General features: G+C 55.7%; 14 protein-coding genes. 9 read left to right on the top strand and 5 right to left on the bottom strand.

Annotation, left to right across the window (positions count from 1 at the left end):
• Window positions 1–90: 90 nt before the first annotated feature.
• Entirely contained in the window at window positions 91–1554 is a 1464-nt protein-coding gene (bepA, locus tag F153LOC_RS00480) for a beta-barrel assembly-enhancing protease (RefSeq protein WP_100779345.1), read from the top strand.
• Between the two features lie 12 nt (window positions 1555–1566).
• A complete protein-coding gene (gene arsC / locus F153LOC_RS00475) occupies window positions 1567–1926 on the top strand; it encodes an arsenate reductase (glutaredoxin) (RefSeq protein WP_102104962.1) in 360 nt (119 codons plus the stop codon).
• Here arsC and F153LOC_RS00470 read toward each other — a convergent pair.
• Window positions 1923–2747 carry a hypothetical protein gene (locus F153LOC_RS00470; RefSeq protein WP_102104963.1) on the bottom strand — a complete coding sequence of 275 codons (825 nt, stop codon included), beginning with the start codon at window positions 2745–2747 and terminating at the stop codon, window positions 1923–1925. The genes arsC and F153LOC_RS00470 overlap by 4 nt on opposite strands.
• Window positions 2748–2905: 158 nt before the next feature.
• On the opposite strand from F153LOC_RS00470, the gene celB reads away from it, so the two are divergent.
• From celB to F153LOC_RS00455, 3 genes are read left to right on the top strand one after another with little or no spacing between them, the layout of a single operon-like run.
• Window positions 2906–4225, top strand: coding sequence for a PTS cellobiose transporter subunit IIC (celB, locus tag F153LOC_RS00465; RefSeq protein ID WP_102104964.1), 1320 nt, complete (start codon window positions 2906–2908; stop codon window positions 4223–4225).
• A gap of 3 nt (window positions 4226–4228) precedes the next feature.
• Window positions 4229–5188 carry a N(4)-(beta-N-acetylglucosaminyl)-L-asparaginase gene (locus tag F153LOC_RS00460; RefSeq protein WP_102104965.1) on the top strand — a complete coding sequence of 320 codons (960 nt, stop codon included), beginning with the start codon at window positions 4229–4231 and terminating at the stop codon, window positions 5186–5188.
• Entirely contained in the window at window positions 5185–6612 is a 1428-nt protein-coding gene (locus F153LOC_RS00455) for a M17 family metallopeptidase (RefSeq protein WP_102104966.1), read from the top strand. Before F153LOC_RS00460 ends, F153LOC_RS00455 begins: the two co-directional genes overlap by 4 nt.
• Window positions 6613–6658: 46 nt before the next feature.
• On the opposite strand, the gene F153LOC_RS00450 is transcribed toward F153LOC_RS00455, so the two are convergent.
• From F153LOC_RS00450 to F153LOC_RS00435, 4 genes are all read right to left on the bottom strand, one after another.
• The gene (locus F153LOC_RS00450) at window positions 6659–7360 is read right to left on the bottom strand and encodes a DnaA inactivator Hda (protein WP_213015986.1); all 702 of its coding nucleotides are present in this window, start codon (window positions 7358–7360) and stop codon (window positions 6659–6661) included.
• 96 nt (window positions 7361–7456) lie between these two features.
• Window positions 7457–8746 carry a uracil permease gene (gene uraA / locus F153LOC_RS00445; protein WP_100779339.1) on the bottom strand — a complete coding sequence of 430 codons (1290 nt, stop codon included), beginning with the start codon at window positions 8744–8746 and terminating at the stop codon, window positions 7457–7459.
• A gap of 87 nt (window positions 8747–8833) precedes the next feature.
• On the bottom strand, window positions 8834–9460 hold the full coding sequence (gene upp / locus F153LOC_RS00440; RefSeq protein WP_023308769.1) for a uracil phosphoribosyltransferase: 627 nt from the start codon (window positions 9458–9460) through the stop codon (window positions 8834–8836).
• 197 nt (window positions 9461–9657) lie between these two features.
• Window positions 9658–11088: a 6-phospho-beta-glucosidase gene (locus tag F153LOC_RS00435; protein ID WP_102104967.1), complete on the bottom strand. Its 1431-nt coding sequence runs from the start codon at window positions 11086–11088 to the stop codon at window positions 9658–9660.
• Window positions 11089–11364: 276 nt separating this feature from the next.
• On the opposite strand from F153LOC_RS00435, the gene purM reads away from it, so the two are divergent.
• From purM to ppx, 4 genes are all read left to right on the top strand, one after another.
• The gene (purM, locus tag F153LOC_RS00430) at window positions 11365–12402 is read left to right on the top strand and encodes a phosphoribosylformylglycinamidine cyclo-ligase (protein ID WP_102104968.1); all 1038 of its coding nucleotides are present in this window, start codon (window positions 11365–11367) and stop codon (window positions 12400–12402) included.
• The gene (gene purN / locus F153LOC_RS00425) at window positions 12399–13040 is read left to right on the top strand and encodes a phosphoribosylglycinamide formyltransferase (protein WP_100779336.1); all 642 of its coding nucleotides are present in this window, start codon (window positions 12399–12401) and stop codon (window positions 13038–13040) included. The genes purM and purN overlap by 4 nt, the downstream gene beginning before the upstream one ends.
• A 229-nt stretch (window positions 13041–13269) precedes the next feature.
• The gene (gene ppk1 / locus F153LOC_RS00420; RefSeq protein ID WP_100779335.1) at window positions 13270–15330 is read left to right on the top strand and encodes a polyphosphate kinase 1; all 2061 of its coding nucleotides are present in this window, start codon (window positions 13270–13272) and stop codon (window positions 15328–15330) included.
• Window positions 15331–15333: 3 nt separating this feature from the next.
• Entirely contained in the window at window positions 15334–16875 is a 1542-nt protein-coding gene (gene ppx / locus F153LOC_RS00415; protein WP_102104969.1) for an exopolyphosphatase, read from the top strand.
• Window positions 16876–16878 lie beyond the last annotated feature (3 nt).

The raw sequence follows: 16878 nt of genomic DNA, 5'->3' as shown, positions 1-16878 counted from the left end.
TAACACGGCTACACTCGCAGAGCAGCAGAAGGTGAACGATATGCACGTTCTTCGGTCAAATGGGTACATCCAAAATACAGGGCAGAGGTTATGTTCAGGCAGTTGAAAAAAACTCTGGTTGCAACGCTTATTGCCGCGCTGACTGTCGGTCAAATGGTGCCAGCTTTCGCTGACACATCCGATACATTGCCGGATATGGGTACCTCAGCAGGAAGCACGCTCTCCATCGGACAAGAAATGCAGATGGGTGATTACTACGTGCGTCAGCTTCGCGGCAGCGCGCCGCTGATTAATGACCCGCTGCTGGTGCAATATATCAACGGTCTCGGCATGCGCCTTGTGGCCCACGCCGACTCCGTCAAAACCCCCTTCCACTTCTATTTAATTAATAACGACGAAATCAACGCCTTCGCCTTCTTCGGCGGTAACGTGGTGCTGCATTCGGCGTTATTCCGTTATTCCGACAACGAAAGCCAGCTTGCGTCGGTAATGGCGCACGAAATCTCCCACGTCACTCAGCGCCATCTGGCGCGTGCCATGGAAGATCAGAAAAAAAATGCACCGCTGACCTGGGTCGGCGCGTTAGGTTCGATCCTGCTGGCGATGGCCAGCCCGCAGGCCGGCATGGCCGCCCTGACCGGGACGCTCGCCGGGACGCGTCAGGGGATGATCAGCTTTACCCAGCAGAACGAACAGGAAGCAGACCGCATCGGCATTCAGGTGCTCCAGCGCTCTGGTTTTGATCCGCAGGCGATGCCGACCTTCCTCGAAAAATTGCTCGATCAGGCGCGCTACTCCACTCGCCCACCGGAAATTCTGCTGACCCACCCCCTGCCAGAAAGCCGTCTTTCCGATGCGCGTAACCGTGCCAATCAGATGCGTCCGGTCGTCGTTCAGTCGTCGCAGGATTTCTACATGGCGAAGGTCAGAACCCTCGGCATGTATAATTCTGGCCGCAACCAGCTGACGAGCGACCTGCTCGATACGCTGACGAAAGGCAATGTGCGTGAGCAGAATGCAGCCCAGTACGGTCGTGCGCTGCAGGCGATGGAAGCCAGCAAATACGATGAGGCGCGCAAAGCGCTCCAGCCGCTGCTGGCGGCCGATCCTAACAATGCGTGGTACCTGGATCTCTCAACCGACATCGATTTGGGCCAGAAGAAAACCGCCGATGCGATTAATCGCCTGAAAAACGCCAAAGATTTGCGCACCAATCCGGTGTTGCAGCTCAACCTGGCGAATGCTTACTTACAGGGCGGTCAGCCGAAAGAGGCGGCAACGATTCTGAATCGCTATACCTTTGACCATAAAGACGATCAAAACGGCTGGGATTTACTGGCGCAAACCGAAGGACAGCTTGGCAACCGCGACCAGGAGTTAGCCGCGCGCGCCGAGGGCTTTGCTCTGGTTGGGCGCCTGGACCAGTCGATTTCCCTGTTAAGCAGCGCCAGTTCGCAGGTGAAACTCGGCAGCCTGCAGCAGGCGCGCTACGACGCCCGAATCGATCAGCTGCGCGCGCTGCAGCAACGGTTCAAGCCGTACGAAAAGATGTAATAAGGAGAAGTCATGTCAGACAAGGTTAAAATTTATCACAACCCTCGCTGCTCCAAGAGTCGCGACACCCTGAGCCTGCTGAAAGCGAACGGCATTGATCCCGACGTGGTGCTCTATCTGGAGACGCCGCCGGACGCCGCCACTCTTCGCCAGCTTCTGAGCATGCTGGGCATGGCGAGCGCACGTGAGCTGATGCGCCGGAAAGAAGATCTCTATAAATCCTTAAACCTGGACAACAGCCACCTCACGGAAGATGCGCTGATTCAGGCGATGGTTGAAAATCCAAAGCTGATTGAGCGCCCGATTGTGGTCGCTAACGGTGAAGCGCGCATTGGCCGCCCACCGGAAGATGTGCTCGAAATCCTCAACTAAAGGGTGCGCCGCAGCGCTTCAAGAAAGGCCTGCGGCGTACTGTCCCCCAGTTTTTTCTGCGCTTTGCCCTGATTATAGAATTCACAGATTCGCATCAATAACTCCCCTGCCGGTTCCACATTCACTCGGGGAATGATTTCACCCAGCGGGGTCGCCACCTGTACGGCGCTGTGCTGTGCCGGGCTGTGTTTTATCACTATCTCCTCCAGGCTCAACGATGTGGCGAAGCCAAAAGTCTCAACAGATTGAATATCAGCCGTACAGGCTTCCAGCAGCTCCCTTGCCCAGTTTGCCACCAGCTGCGGTGAAATCCCCGCGTAAAGCCTGGCAAAACACCAGCCGCTGACCGGCTCCCGCGCCCACAGCAGATGCTGTTCTCCGCCGTCATCCATATGCAATGAGAGCGGCAGATGATGCAGTTCAAGCCGCTGCGGTAAGAGACCGGCTTTCAGCGCTTTTTTGCCCTGCAGTGGCGCGCCCTGACGCGAGGATGCAGCAGGTTTCAGATAGCGATTCAGCGTCGCCCGCGAAACGCTAATCCCCAGCCCTTCATTCACCAGCAGCAACAGTTCGTCCAGCGGCGCACCGGTGGCGTCACGCAGGGCGTTAATCAATGAAACTTGCTCTTGTCTCATTGCTTTGTGTATCACCTTTGGCGTCGTGTGGTTGTCGGATATCTGCTCACGATTGCGCCAGCGCCGGACGGTGGTGACTGAAATTCCCAGCTCGAGGGCTAGCTCTCTGTCGCTCTTATCCGACTGCTGAAGATAGCGACGGGTGCGCGGTGTCGTGGTGGCATTGGCGTGCAGTTTGATTTCCATCGCGAGGCCTCAGGCAAATTTCTTATAACCAATCTTGTGAGATTTATATTAACAAAGCGATTACATTGTGACCTGATTCACCTTTCGGTCGCAACGCTTCACTGATAATCCTCAGACATAACATAAACAACGTCACACGATCTTGTACGGAGTTCACAATGAACAATGTTCTGGGATTTATGGAAGCAAAATTGATGCCGCTGGCAGCCAAAACGGCTCAGCAGCGTCATCTGGGTGCCATTCGTGGTGCATACGTTTCATTCATGCCGTTTATTATCGTCGGCTCGATCCTGCTGGTTATCTCCTCGTTCCCGAATCAAACCTATCAGCAGTTTATGTCGTCGGCCTTTGGCGAAAGCTGGAGCGCGATTATCGAAATCCCGTTTAACGCTGTTTTCTCGACGATGTCTCTGTTTATCAGCTTCCTGGTCGCCTTCCGTCTGGCGGAGCACTACGACGAGGACCGCATCTCGTGTGGGATCCTGGCGCTGGTCAGCTTCCTGATCCTCACGCCGTTTATCAAAGTAGCGGAAAACGGCGGAATTACCGTGATGCCGGTGGAGTGGATTGGCAGTAAAGGGCTGTTCGTGGCGATGATTGGTTCGCTGCTGTGGACGGAGCTGTTCTGCTGGCTGAAGCGTAAAAATCTGGTGATCAAAATGCCGGAGGGCGTTCCGCCTGCAGTGCAGGAGTCGTTCGCCGCGCTGATCCCCGCCCTGGTGGGGATGATTCTGGTGCTGGTGATCCGCATTGCGTTTGAAAACACGCACTATCACACCATTCATCAGTTCATCTATGACGTGGTCGCAACGCCGGTGCGTCACTACGGCACCTCCTATTTCGGCGCACTGATGACGGTGTTCAGTATCACCATTTTGTGGTCAGTGGGCATTAACTCCGGTTCGATGATTAACGGCATTATCCGTCCGCTGTGGATGGAGAATCAGACCGACAATATCGCCGCCATTCAGGCGGGTGTGACGCCGCCGCACATTATTACCGAGCAGTTTTTCGACATGATCTGGATGGGCGGCGCGGGTGCCACGCTGTCGCTGGTCATCGCGATGCTGATTTTTGCACGCAGTAAAAATATGCGGGAAGTGGCGCGGCTCGGCGCGGGCGCATCGGTGTTCAACATCAACGAACCGATTCTGTTCGGACTGCCGGTGATCATGAACCCGATCATGCTGATTCCCTTCAACCTGGTGCCGCTGGTGTTAGTCACCGTGCAGTACGCGGCCATGAAAATCGGCGCGGTCGCCGTGACCACCGGGGTGTTTATTCCCTGGACGCTGCCGCCGGTCATCAGCGGCTTTATCGTCACCGGGCATCTTAGCGGCAGCGTGATGCAGCTGCTCAACCTGCTGATCGGCGCGATGCTCTATCTGCCGTTTATGCGCATTCTGGACAAACAGTACCGCGCTGCGGAAATCGCTACCGCGACGCCAACCGAAACCACGCTGGCAAAACAGGAGTAAACCATGTGGGGAATTATCGCAACCTGGCGAATGGCGCTGGAAGGTGTGACGGAGTCTGCGTCTGCGCTAGCTGCGGGGAAGCCTGTCGCATCGGCAGTCGTGGATGCCGTTGCCGCCGTTGAAGACTTTCCGTATTACAAGTCCGTCGGCTACGGCGGGCTGCCCACGGAGAATGGCGAAGTGGAACTCGACGCCGCCTATATGGACGGCGATAGCCTGGCCTTTGGCGCAGTGGGCAATCTGGTGGATATCGCCAACCCGGTGCGGGTGGCTCAGGCCTTGAGCCGTCAGCGCTATAACAGCCTGCTGGTGGGCCAGGGAGCGCGCGAGTGGGCGTTAAGCCAGGGCTTTACTGACAAAACCATGCTCACTGACCGGGCAATGCAACACTACCGCAAGCGCTGTCGTGAAACGCTGGATAAGGGGCTCAGCCCGTACGACGGTCACGATACTGTCGGCATTATCGGGCTGGATAAGCAAGGCTCCATGAGCGTCGCGACTTCCACCAGCGGCCTGTTTATGAAAAAACGCGGGCGCATCGGGGATTCGCCGATTATCGGTTCCGGTTTTTATTGCGACAGCGAAACGGGGGCCGCCACCGCCACGGGCGTGGGGGAGGATCTGATGAAAGGCTGCACCAGCTACGAAATCGTGCGCCGCATGGCGCAGGGCATGACGCCCCAGCAGGCGGCAGATTCCGTCGTCTTTGAACTCGAAGACAAGCTAATGTCACGCTTTGGCCGCGTGGGCGATCTTTCCGTGGTGTGCATGAATAACCGAGGCGAATTTGGCGCGGCGACCAACATCAAAACGTTCTCCTTTGTGGTCGCCACCGCCCGGCAGCCCCTGACCGTTTTTCGCACCGAACGCCTGCGTGAGAAAACCCACTATCAGGCCGTGGATGACGACTGGATGCAGGCTTATGCCACCCGCATTCGCGCGCCGATTGAGGAACAACCATGATTACCTGCCAGCTGATTACCTCTCTTGCCGAAGCCCGCCCACACAGCCATCTTCTGGCGCGCCACGCCTGCGCGCAGCTGCCGGAGACGGCGCTGATCAATGAGATGCGTGCACAGACAGGCGTAGCGGACACACGCTTCGGCTGTGCCCCTTTTGCCCGTATCACTCTGCTGCCAGAAGCGCTGTGGCAGGATTCTCTGACCGACGGTTTAGTGACCGCGCTACGCCCGCTTTTTGCCGCGCCCGTCAGCGAAAGCCTGGTGATTGATCTCTGCGATATTCACGACACCGTTCTGGGCCAGTTGCTGCGTTTCCTGTTCAATCAGGCGCATAACCTCAGTGATTTGCAGCTCAAGAAAACGGACGGCTCCGCCGTGCGGATTCGCCACATTGCCGCCCTGTGCCTGCCCGAGCAACGAGAGCGGTTAGCCAGCATCATCGAACAACAGCAGGCGGTTGCCAACGGGATGATTGCTGCACGGCGTCTGGCAGACACGCCATCCGACCGCTCCACGCCACAGTACGTGGTCGACGAGGCGCAGACCCTGTGTGCCGCCTTCCCTGCCCTGCGCTGCGAGGTGCTTGATGAACAACAGATCGTCGGGCAAGGTCTTGGGCTGCTCCATGCCGTAGGTAAAGGCGCCACCTGCCCGCCGCGCCTGCTGGCGATTCATTACGACGGCGTCAGCGACGGTCCGGTTCGCTGCTATGTGGGCAAAGGCATTACCTTTGACACGGGCGGTCTGTGGCTGAAGGAAGGCGCGGGCATGTACACCATGAAGTACGACATGTGCGGCGCGGCAAACGTGCTGGGCCTGATGCTGACGGTAGCGGAGCTGAATTTGCCCGTGCGGATCATGGGCGTGCTGGCGCTGGCGGAAAACGCCATCGGCCCGGACGCAATGCAGCCGGGGACGGTAGCGCGGGCCTGTAACGGCCTGACGGTGGAGATCAATAATACCGACGCCGAAGGACGACTGGTGCTGGCCGACGCTATCGCCTGGGCGAGTCAGCGCCATTCGCAGGTGCATTACATTATCGATATGGCGACGCTGACGGGTGCGGTGGTAAAAGCGCTGGGGTACGAACTGAGCGGATTGATGACGCAAAACGAAACGCTGCGGGAGCAGCTGACCCGCGCCGGGATCAGGAGTGGCGATGAGGTGTGGTCTCTGCCGCTGGATGCGCGGCTGAAAAAACAGACCGAAAGTACGATTGCCGATCTGTGCAATACGCCGACTAATAACGCGGCGATCAGTGCGTCAGCCGCATGGCTATTACACCATTTTTGCCCGCCAACGATTCCGTGGGCGCATCTGGATATCAGCGGAACGGCGTTATGGCGTGAAGGCGGAAGAAGCGTGGCGTCGGGAAGACCGATTCCGTTATTGGTGGAGCATTTATTAGCAGATACAGAACTGTAAGCCCGTACACGCGCCGCGCCGCCGGGCCAGCAGGCCTGGTGGCGAATTAGAGCTTCAGCGTCTCTTTCACAAACGGAATGGTCAGTTTGCGCTGGGCCGTAATGGACGCGTGATCGAGCTGATCCAGCGTATCAAACAGAGTGCGCATTTCCCGATCCAGTCGCTTTAACAGGAAACGACCCACGTCTTCCGGCAGCTCAAACCCACGTAGCCGCGAGCGTAACTGCAGCGCCTGAAGTTTGTCTTCATCAGACAAGGGTTGCAGCTTGTAGATTTGTCCCCAGTCGAGACGAGACGCCAGATCCGGCAACCCCAGATTCAGCTGGCGCGGAGGACGATCGCCGGTGATCAGCAACCGGGTTTTCCCCGATTCCAGAATGCGGTTGTAGAGATTAAACATCGCCATTTCCCACGGCTCATCTCCGGCAATGCATTCAATATTGTCGATGCAAACCAGTGAAAGATGTTCCATACCGTCGAGCACTTCCGGGACAAACCAGGTGCGTTTATCCAGCGGCACGTAGCCTACCGCGTCACCGCGCTGGGAAAGCTCCGCACAGGCGGCGTGCAGCAGATGGCTGCGTCCCGCGCCTTCGCGTGACCAGATATAAATGTATCCGCTGTGCTCCTGGCGCAACACGTTTTGCAGTGCAGCCAGTAAAGAGGGGTTATCGCCCGGCCAGAAACTCGCGAAAGTTTCGTCGTCAGGAAGATAAAGTGGCAGAGAGAGCTGTGCCGGTCCGTTCAGAAATACCTCGATCAAGGTCTCACATAAAATCGGGAGGGAGTTTATCACGGAACCTGCAATGAGAGAACCGGGCGGATCGTCCGCCCGGTTTAACGATCAATGTGATGCTTTTTCGCTGTCAGCGGCGTCGAGAACTTCTTCTTCCGGGCGCAGCACAGAGATCAGTTTGAAGATCAGGCTCAGGCCTACGCCGACGATGGTGGCCAACGCCATGCCTTTCAGCTCAGCGGCACCGATGTGCACTTTCGCGCCGCTCACGCCGATAATCAGGATCACCGAGGTCAGGATCAGGTTCTGCGTTTTGTTGTAATCCACTTTGGATTCAATCAGCACGCGAATACCGGATGCGCCGATCACGCCGTAGAGCAGCAGTGAGACACCGCCGATGACCGGGACCGGGATAATCTGGATCGCCGCTGCCAGTTTTCCGACGCAGGAGAGCAGAATCGCAAAGATCGCCGCCCCGCCGATCACCCAGGTGCTGTAGACGCGTGTGATCGCCATTACGCCGATGTTCTCGCCGTAAGTGGTGTTTGGCGTGGAGCCGAAGAAGCCGGAAATCATGGTCGACAGGCCGTTAGCAAACATCGAACGGTGCAGACCGGGGTCGCGGATCAGATCTTTTTTGACGATATTCGCCGTCACCACCAGGTGCCCAACGTGCTCGGCAATCACCACCAGCGCCGCTGGCAAAATGGTGAAGATCGCAAACCACTCAAAGCGCGGCGTGTAGAAGGTTGGCAGTGCAAACCAATGCGCCTGGGCAATCGGAGTGGTGTCCACTACTCCCATCGCAAAGGAGAGCGCATAGCCCGCCAGCACCCCGATCAGAATCGGGATAATCGCCAGGAAACCACGGAACAGCACCGAGCCGAACACCGTCACGCCCAGGGTCACCAGCGAAATAATAATGGTTTTAGACTCAGGTGATTGCCCGTCCGCAGGCAGCAGCCCGGCCATATTGGCCGCCACGCCCGCCAGCTCCAGACCGATGACGGCAACGATTGCGCCCATCGCCGCAGGCGGGAACATCACATCCAGCCAGCCTGTCCCGGCTTTCTTCACAATGAAGGCTACCAGGCAGAACAGCGCACCGCACATGATAAAGCCGCCCAGCGCCACTTCGTAGCCTAATGGCAGCAGCAACAGGACCGGGGAGATAAACGCAAAGCTGGAACCCAGATACGCCGGGATTTTGCCTTTACAGATGAAAAGGTAAAGCAGCGTGCCGACACCGTTGAACAGCAGCACGGTAGCCGGGTTAATGTGAAACAGGATTGGCACCAGCACGGTCGCACCAAACATGGCAAACAGATGCTGCAAACTAAGCGGGATCGTCTGCAAAAGCGGCGGTCTTTCACTCACCCCGATAGTACGGCGCGTCATAGTGTTTTCCTCTAAGTATTGTGAGTTGTTTGTGTTTTATTCAAAAAAAAGCCGACTATCAAAGTCGGCTTCTTTTTCGTTATTCGATTATTTCGTACCAAAAATCTTATCGCCGGCATCGCCCAGCCCCGGGATGATGTACCCGTGCTCGTTCAGCCCCTGGTCGATGGATGCGGTATACAGCTCTACGTCCGGATGCGCTTTTTCCAGCGCCGCGATACCTTCCGGTGCCGCAACCAGCACCAGCACTTTAATGCTGTTGCAGCCGGCGTTTTTCAGCAGGTCGATAGTGGCGATCATTGAGCCGCCGGTGGCGAGCATCGGGTCAACGACCAGCGCCATACGCTCGTCGATATTGGAAACCAGCTTCTGGAAATACGGAACCGGCTCGAGAGTCTCTTCATTACGGTAGATACCGACAACGCTAATACGCGCGCTCGGTACGTGCTCCAGCACGCCTTCCATCATGCCCAGACCTGCGCGCAGGATTGGCACCACGGTAATTTTTTTGCCTTTGATCTGCTCAACCTGGACCGGGCCGTTCCAGCCTTCGATGGTCACTTTTTCAGTTTCCAGGTCAGACGTTGCTTCGTAAGTCAGTAAGCTTCCAACTTCAGAGGCCAGTTCGCGAAAACGCTTCGTGCTGATGTCATGCTCACGCATCAGGCCCAGCTTGTGTTTAACGAGTGGGTGTTTCACTTCCACAATCTTCATTCTCATTCTCCTCTGAGGTGGCTACCGCAAAAAAAATCGCCGGATTATACCGCTTTTTTCCAGGTTCGCCATACCCATCTTGCTTGACGTTGATCAATCAAAGTGGATTAGGGAGCGTTAGAGAGTATAAAACAGGAAAAAAAAGCCGGAGGGAAAGTCCGGCTTTTTCGGGGGATAGTTACCGTGCTGTGCTGCGCTTACAGGTCTGCGCCGTTAGTGGCGATAACCTTCTGATACCAGTCGAATGATTTTTTCTTGCTGCGGTTCAGGGTGCCATTACCTTCGTTATCTTTATCGACAAAGATAAACCCGTAGCGTTTTTTCATTTCGCCCGTGCCCGCCGACACCAGATCGATACAGCCCCACGGGGTATAGCCCATCAGATCCACGCCATCTTCAACGACCGCTTTTTTCATCTCTCGGATGTGCGCGTCGAGATAATCGATGCGGTACTGGTCGTTCACCGTGCCGTCGCTCTCCTGCACGTCGATGGCGCCAAAGCCGTTCTCGACGATAAACAGTGGCAGTTGATAGTGATCCCAGAACCAGTTCAGGGAGTAGCGCAGGCCCACCGGGTCAATCTGCCAGCCCCAGTCGGATTTCTGAACGTACGGGTTGGAGACCAGGCTTTTACTTTCGTCATAATCCAGCTGCGGGTTGTCCGGCGTTGCTTTGGTGGCGAAAGACATGTAGTAGCTGAAACCGATGTAATCAACACAGCCCTGCTTCAGTGCCGCAATATCTTCTTCGGTAATATCCAGCCCAAAACCGCGACGCTCAAAGTAGTTAAGCAAGTGCTGCGGATATTTCCCGCGCACGTGCACGTCGGTGAACCAGTAGCGGCGATGCATGGCGTTCATCGCCATCATGATGTCGTTTGGCGCGCAGCTCAGCGGATAGATTGGGCACATGGCAATCATGCAGCCAATTTGCAGAGACGGATTGATCTCACGCCCGGCTTTCACCGCCAGAGCGCTGGCCACCAGCTCATAGTGCGCAGCCTGGAACATCACCGGCTCGCGATCTTCGCCCGGCTCGTACTTCAGGCCGGAGTTGGTAAATGGCGCAAAATCTTCGTGGAAGTTAGCCTGGTTGTTGATCTCGTTGAAGGTCATCCAGTACTTCACTTTGTGCTGGTAACGCTTGAATACCACGGTCGCGAAACGCACAAACATGTCGATCAGCTTGCGATTGCGCCAGCCACCGTATTCGGTCACCAGATGGAAAGGCATTTCGAAGTGCGAAAGAGTAATCACCGGCTCAATGCCATATTTCAGGCACTCGTCGAACAGGTCGTCGTAGAATTTCAGACCGGCTTCGTTCGGCTCCAGCTCATCGCCTTTGGGGAAAATACGCGTCCAGGCAATCGATGTGCGGAAGCATTTAAAGCCCAGTTCAGCGAAAAGTTTGATGTCTTCTTTGTAGCGATGGTAGAAGTCGATGGCTTCGTGGTTCGGATAGTTTTTACCCTGAATCACGCCCTGGGTGATTTCACGCGGGACGCCGTGCGCGCCAACCGTCATTACGTCCGCAACGCTGATTCCTTTACCGCCCTCTTTCCAGCCACCTTCCAGCTGATGCGCCGCCACCGCGCCGCCCCACAGAAAACCTTCTTTGAATCCTGGCATGCCTTTTCCCTCATTCTGCGTTATTTTCTGCAAAAACAATTACAGAAACCGGTTTCAGTGAAATCATGTGCAATGCTCCTGACCGTTGCAAGCACATTACCGAAACCGGTTTCATTTTCGTGAACGGTATCAAGTTTGTCGCCGCCCGATGTATAAATGTGTAAATTTTCAGCGACTTTTTATGACCGCAGAATAGGCTCGCAAACGTTTGCCTGGACTGTTAGAATTGCGCCGATTTTTCTTACTATGCAATGCAATCGCGTGGGGACTTAAGCCGTGACCAACAAAACTTCTCTCAGCTATAAAGATGCCGGTGTTGATATTGACGCAGGTAATGCGCTGGTTGACCGAATCAAAGGTGTGGTCAAAAAGACTCGCCGCCCTGAAGTGATGGGTGGTCTGGGTGGATTTGGCGCACTGTGCGCACTGCCGCAAAAATATCGTGAGCCTGTTCTGGTTTCTGGCACTGACGGCGTGGGAACAAAACTGCGTCTGGCGATGGATCTCAAACGCCACGACACCATCGGCATCGACCTGGTGGCCATGTGCGTGAACGACCTTGTGGTGCAGGGTGCTGAACCCCTCTTCTTCCTCGACTATTACGCGACCGGCAAACTGGACGTGGATACTGCATCCAGCGTGATTACCGGTATCGCTGAAGGCTGTCTGCAGTCCGGCTGTGCGCTGGTCGGCGGCGAAACGGCAGAAATGCCTGGGATGTATCACGGTGAAGATTACGACGTCGCAGGCTTCTGCGTCGGCGTGGTAGAAAAATCAGAAATTATCGACGGCAGCAAAGTGACCGATGGCGATGTGCTGATTGCACTCGGCTCCAGCGGCCCGCACTCCAACGGTTATTCCCTGGTGCGTAAGATCCTCGAAGTGAGCGGCTGCGATCCAGAAACCACGGAACTCGACGGCAAACCGCTGGCCGATCACCTGCTGGCACCGACCCGCATCTACGTGAAAAACATTCTTGAGCTGATTGAGAACGTTGACGTGCACGCCATTGCGCACCTGACCGGCGGCGGCTTCTGGGAAAACATCCCGCGCGTTCTGCCTGACAATACTCAGGCGGTGATCGACGCGTCCTCCTGGCAGTGGCCAGCGGTGTTCAACTGGCTGCAAACCGCAGGTAACGTCAGCCAGCACGAAATGTATCGCACCTTCAACTGCGGCGTCGGCATGCTGATTGCTCTGCCAGCCAGCGAAGCAGACAACGCCATTGAGCTGATGAAGGCGAAAGGTGAAAACGCGTGGAAAATCGGTATCATCAAAGCTTCTGATTCCGAACAGCGCGTGGTCATTGAATGAAAAATATTGTGGTGCTCATTTCCGGTAACGGAAGCAATTTGCAGGCCATTATCGACGCCTGCAAACAGAAACAGATCAATGGCACCATTCGCGCAGTATTCAGCAACAAGGCCGATGCGTTCGGCCTTGAGCGTGCGCGGGATGCCCATATCCCGGCGCACGCGCTGGAAGCCTCTCAGTTTGCCAGTCGAGAAGCCTTCGACCGGGAGCTGGTGCAGGAGATCGACGCTTACGCGCCGGATGTCGTGGTGCTGGCCGGCTATATGCGTATCCTCAGCCCGGGGTTTGTTTCCCACTACTCTGGCCGTCTGCTGAACATCCACCCTTCTCTTCTGCCGAAATATCCAGGCCTGCATACCCACCGTCAGGTGCTGGAAAATGGCGATGAGGAGCATGGGACTTCCGTGCATTTCGTCACCGACGAGCTGGACGGCGGGCCGGTCATTCTGCAGGCAAAAATCCCGGTGTTTGACGGCGACGATGAAGACGACATCACCGAACGCGTTCAGTCGCAGGAGCACGCCATTTACCCGTTAGTGGTGAGCTGGTTTGTCGATGGTCGTCTTGAGATGCGCGACAACGCCGCCTGGCTGGATGGCGTTAAGCTGCCCGCTCAGGGCTATGCGGCCGACGAGTAATCTGTTTTTCCCGGCGGCGCTGCGCTTGCAGGGCCGACGTTTTTGCCAGTCGGGTACGCGCCGCGCCGCCCAACACATCTTCATCCGCACCAACCCATTAAAATCCCCCAGAAAAAAAATTAACTGTCATACTTTTCTGGCACAGTTGGACATCTCGTGTCAAAGCTCGCCATAATAGAATCGAGACGGATTTGCTGCGTCCCGTGATTGAAACGGAGTGTAAGTTGTAATGGGTCAGGAAAAGTTATACATCGAAAAAGAGCTAAGCTGGTTAGCATTCAACGAACGCGTGCTTCAGGAAGCGGCTGATAAAAGTAATCCGCTGATTGAGCGGATGCGTTTTCTGGGTATTTATTCCAATAACCTGGATGAATTTTATAAGGTCCGTTTTGCCGAACTGAAGCGGCGGATCATCATCAGCGAAGAGCAAGGCCTGAACTCCCATTCACGCCATCTGCTGGGTAAAATCCAGGCTCGTGTTCTGAAAGCCGACCAGGAATTTGACGGCTTGTATAACGAGCTGCTGCTGGAGATGGCGCGTAACCAAATCTTCCTGATTAACGAACGTCAGCTCTCCGCCAACCAACAGACCTGGCTGCGCCACTACTTCAAACATTATCTGCGCCAGCACATCACCCCTATTCTTATCAATCGCGAAACGGATCTGGTGCAGTTCCTGAAGGATGATTACACCTATCTGGCGGTTGAGATTATTCGCGGCGACTCCATTCGCTACGCGCTGCTGGAGATCCCCTCGGATAAAGTGCCACGCTTTGTGAACCTGCCGCCGGAAACTCCGCGCAGACGCAAGCCGATGATCCTGCTGGATAACATCCTGCGCTACTGCCTCGACGACATTTTCAAAGGCTTCTTCGATTACGATGCGCTGAACGCCTATTCCATGAAAATGACCCGTGACGCCGAGTACGATCTGGTGCACGAGATGGAAGCCAGCCTCATGGAGCTGATGTCCTCCAGTCTGAAGCAACGTTTGACGGCCGAGCCGGTGCGCTTTGTTTATCAGCGCGATATGCCGGACGCCATGGTGGAAATGCTGCGCGACAAGCTGACTATCTCCCGCTACGACTCCATCGTACCGGGCGGACGCTATCACAACTTTAAAGACTTTATTAGCTTCCCGAACGTCGGCAAAGCCAATCTGGTCAACAAACCGCTGCCGCGCCTGCGCCATCTCTGGTTCGATAAGTTCCGTAACGGATTCGACGCCATTCGCGAGCGCGACGTGCTGCTTTACTATCCGTACCACACCTTTGAACACGTACTGGAGCTGCTGCGACAGGCGTCGTTCGATCCGAACGTGCTGGCGATTAAAATCAACATCTACCGTGTGGCAAAAGACTCGCGCATTATCGATGCGATGATTCACGCCGCGCACAACGGTAAAAAAGTGACGGTGGTGGTTGAGCTGCAGGCGCGTTTCGACGAAGAGGCAAACATTCACTGGGCGCGTCGTCTGACGGAAGCCGGTGTGCACGTTATCTTCTCGGCGCCGGGGCTGAAAATTCACGCCAAACTGTTCCTGATCTCCCGTAAAGAAGGTGATGACGTAGTGCGCTACGCCCACATCGGGACCGGTAACTTCAACGAGAAAACCGCGCGACTGTATACGGACTACTCGCTGCTGACCGCCGACGCGCGCATCACCAACGAAGTGCGCCGGGTGTTTAACTTTATCGAGAACCCGTATCGTCCGGTGAGCTTCGACTATCTGCTGGTCTCCCCGCAGAACTCGCGCCGCCTGCTCTACGCGATGATCGACAAAGAGATTGCCGCCGCGCAAAAAGGCGAGCCGTCGGGCATTACCCTCAAACTCAATAACCTGGTCGACAAAGGCCTGGTGGATCGACTTTATGCGGCCTCCAGCACAGGTGTACCGGTGAATCTACTGATTCGCGGCATGTGCTCGCTGATTCCAGAACTGGAAGGCATCAGCGAAAATATTCGCGTGACCAGCATCGTTGACCGTTATCTGGAACACGATCGCATCTATATTTTTGAAAATGGTGGCGACAAACAGGTGTATCTCTCTTCCGCGGACTGGATGACGCGTAATATTGATTACCGAATTGAAGTCGCGACGCCGCTGCTGGACCCACGTCTGAAGCAGCGGATCCTCGATATTATTGAGCTGCAACTGAGTGACACCGTTAAGGCTCGCTATATCGATAAAGAACTGAGTAACCGCTACGTGCAGCGCGGCAATCGCCGTAAAGTGCGCTCACAGCTGGCGATTTACGACTATATCAAATCACTCGAGCAACCTGATTAACCTATGCCGATAAATGATAAGACCCCACGCCCGCAGGAATTTGCTGCGGTCGATTTAGGTTCTAACAGCTTTCATATGGTCATCGCCCGCGAGGTCGACGGCGCCATGCAGATCATCGGGCGCCTTAAGCAGCGCGTTCATCTCGCCGATGGTCTTGACGACAAAAACATGCTCAGCGAAGAGGCGATGGAGCGCGGTTTAGCCTGCCTGTCGCTGTTCGCCGAACGCCTGCAAGGGTTCTCCGCATCAAGCGTGTGTATTGTCGGAACACACACGCTGCGTCAGGCATTGAATGCGCCAGAGTTTCTCAAACGCGCGGAAAAAGTGATCCCCTACCCGATTGAAATCATTTCGGGTAACGAAGAAGCGCGTCTGATTTTTATGGGCGTGGAACATACCCAGCCGGAAAAAGGCCGCAAACTGGTAATCGATATCGGCGGCGGGTCGACTGAGCTGGTCATCGGCGAAGACTTCGAACCCAAACTGGTTGAAAGCCGCCGTATGGGCTGCGTCAGCTTTGCGCAGATGTACTTCCCTGGCGGCACCATTACCCGTGAAAATTTCCAGCGCGCGCGCATGGCGGCCGTTCAGAAACTTGAATCGCTTGCCTGGCAGTATCGTATTCAGGGCTGGAATGTAGCCCTCGGCGCGTCCGGTAGCATTAAAGCGGCACACGAAGTGCTGCTGGCGATGGGTGAAAAAGACGGGATTATCACTCCGGAAAGGCTGGAGAAACTCCGGGAAGAAGTGCTCAAACACAAAAGTTTTGACTCCCTGAGCCTGCCGGGCTTGTCCGACGAACGTAAGGCGGTCTTCGTCCCTGGGCTGGCGATTCTGTGCGGTGTCTTCGATGCGCTGGCGATCCGCGAGCTGCGCCTGTCCGACGGGGCGTTGCGTGAAGGCGTGCTTTACGAAATGGAAGGTCGCTTCCGTCATCAGGATATTCGCAGCCGTACCGCGCAAAGCCTGGCGAATCAGTACAATATCGACCGTGAACAGGCGAAGCGCGTTCTGGAAACCACCACCCACATTTACGAACAGTGGGAAGCGCAGAACCCGAAGCTGGCGCATCCGCAGCTGGCTGCCCTGCTGAAGTGGGCGACGATGCTGCACGAAGTGGGCCTGAATATTAACCACAGCGGCATGCATCGCCACTCGGCCTATATTCTGCAAAACAGCGATCTGCCGGGCTTCAATCAGGAGCAACAAACGATGATGGCGACACTGGTGCGCTATCACCGTAAGGCAATCAAACTGGACGATCTGCCGCGCTTTACGCTGTTCAAGAAAAAGCAGTTCCTGCCGCTCATTCAGCTTTTGCGTTTAGGCGTTTTGCTTAATAACCAGCGTCAGGCGACGACGACGCCGCCAACGCTTACCTTGAAAACCGACGACCATCACTGGACGCTGAGTTTCCCGCACGACTGGTTTAGCCAGAATGCGCTGGTGCTTTTAGATCTTGAAAAAGAGCAGCAGTACTGGGAAGGAGTGACCGGCTGGTTGCTTAAAATCGAAGAAGAGCAGTCGCCAGACGTGGCGGCGTAACCC

The organism is Lelliottia sp. F153, assembly GCF_002870005.1.
GTDB classification, from domain to species: domain Bacteria; phylum Pseudomonadota; class Gammaproteobacteria; order Enterobacterales; family Enterobacteriaceae; genus Enterobacter; species Enterobacter nimipressuralis.
This window is presented reverse-complemented; position numbering and strand designations above follow the sequence as displayed.

Bases quoted from the DNA above. Each gene is read 5' to 3' on its own strand.
- ppk1 (WP_100779335.1), top strand. From the start codon at position 13,270: ATGGGTCAGGAAAAGTTATACATCGAAAAAGAGCTAAGCTGGTTAGCA.
- F153LOC_RS00435 (WP_102104967.1), bottom strand. From the start codon at position 11,088: ATGCCAGGATTCAAAGAAGGTTTTCTGTGGGGCGGCGCGGTGGCGGCG.
- celB (WP_102104964.1), top strand. From the start codon at position 2,906: ATGAACAATGTTCTGGGATTTATGGAAGCAAAATTGATGCCGCTGGCA.
- upp (WP_023308769.1), bottom strand. From the start codon at position 9,460: ATGAAGATTGTGGAAGTGAAACACCCACTCGTTAAACACAAGCTGGGC.
- ppx (WP_102104969.1), top strand. From the start codon at position 15,334: ATGCCGATAAATGATAAGACCCCACGCCCGCAGGAATTTGCTGCGGTC.
- F153LOC_RS00455 (WP_102104966.1), top strand. From the start codon at position 5,185: ATGATTACCTGCCAGCTGATTACCTCTCTTGCCGAAGCCCGCCCACAC.
- uraA (WP_100779339.1), bottom strand. From the start codon at position 8,746: ATGACGCGCCGTACTATCGGGGTGAGTGAAAGACCGCCGCTTTTGCAG.
- purN (WP_100779336.1), top strand. From the start codon at position 12,399: ATGAAAAATATTGTGGTGCTCATTTCCGGTAACGGAAGCAATTTGCAG.
- F153LOC_RS00460 (WP_102104965.1), top strand. From the start codon at position 4,229: ATGTGGGGAATTATCGCAACCTGGCGAATGGCGCTGGAAGGTGTGACG.
- bepA (WP_100779345.1), top strand. From the start codon at position 91: ATGTTCAGGCAGTTGAAAAAAACTCTGGTTGCAACGCTTATTGCCGCG.
- arsC (WP_102104962.1), top strand. From the start codon at position 1,567: ATGTCAGACAAGGTTAAAATTTATCACAACCCTCGCTGCTCCAAGAGT.
- F153LOC_RS00470 (WP_102104963.1), bottom strand. From the start codon at position 2,747: ATGGAAATCAAACTGCACGCCAATGCCACCACGACACCGCGCACCCGT.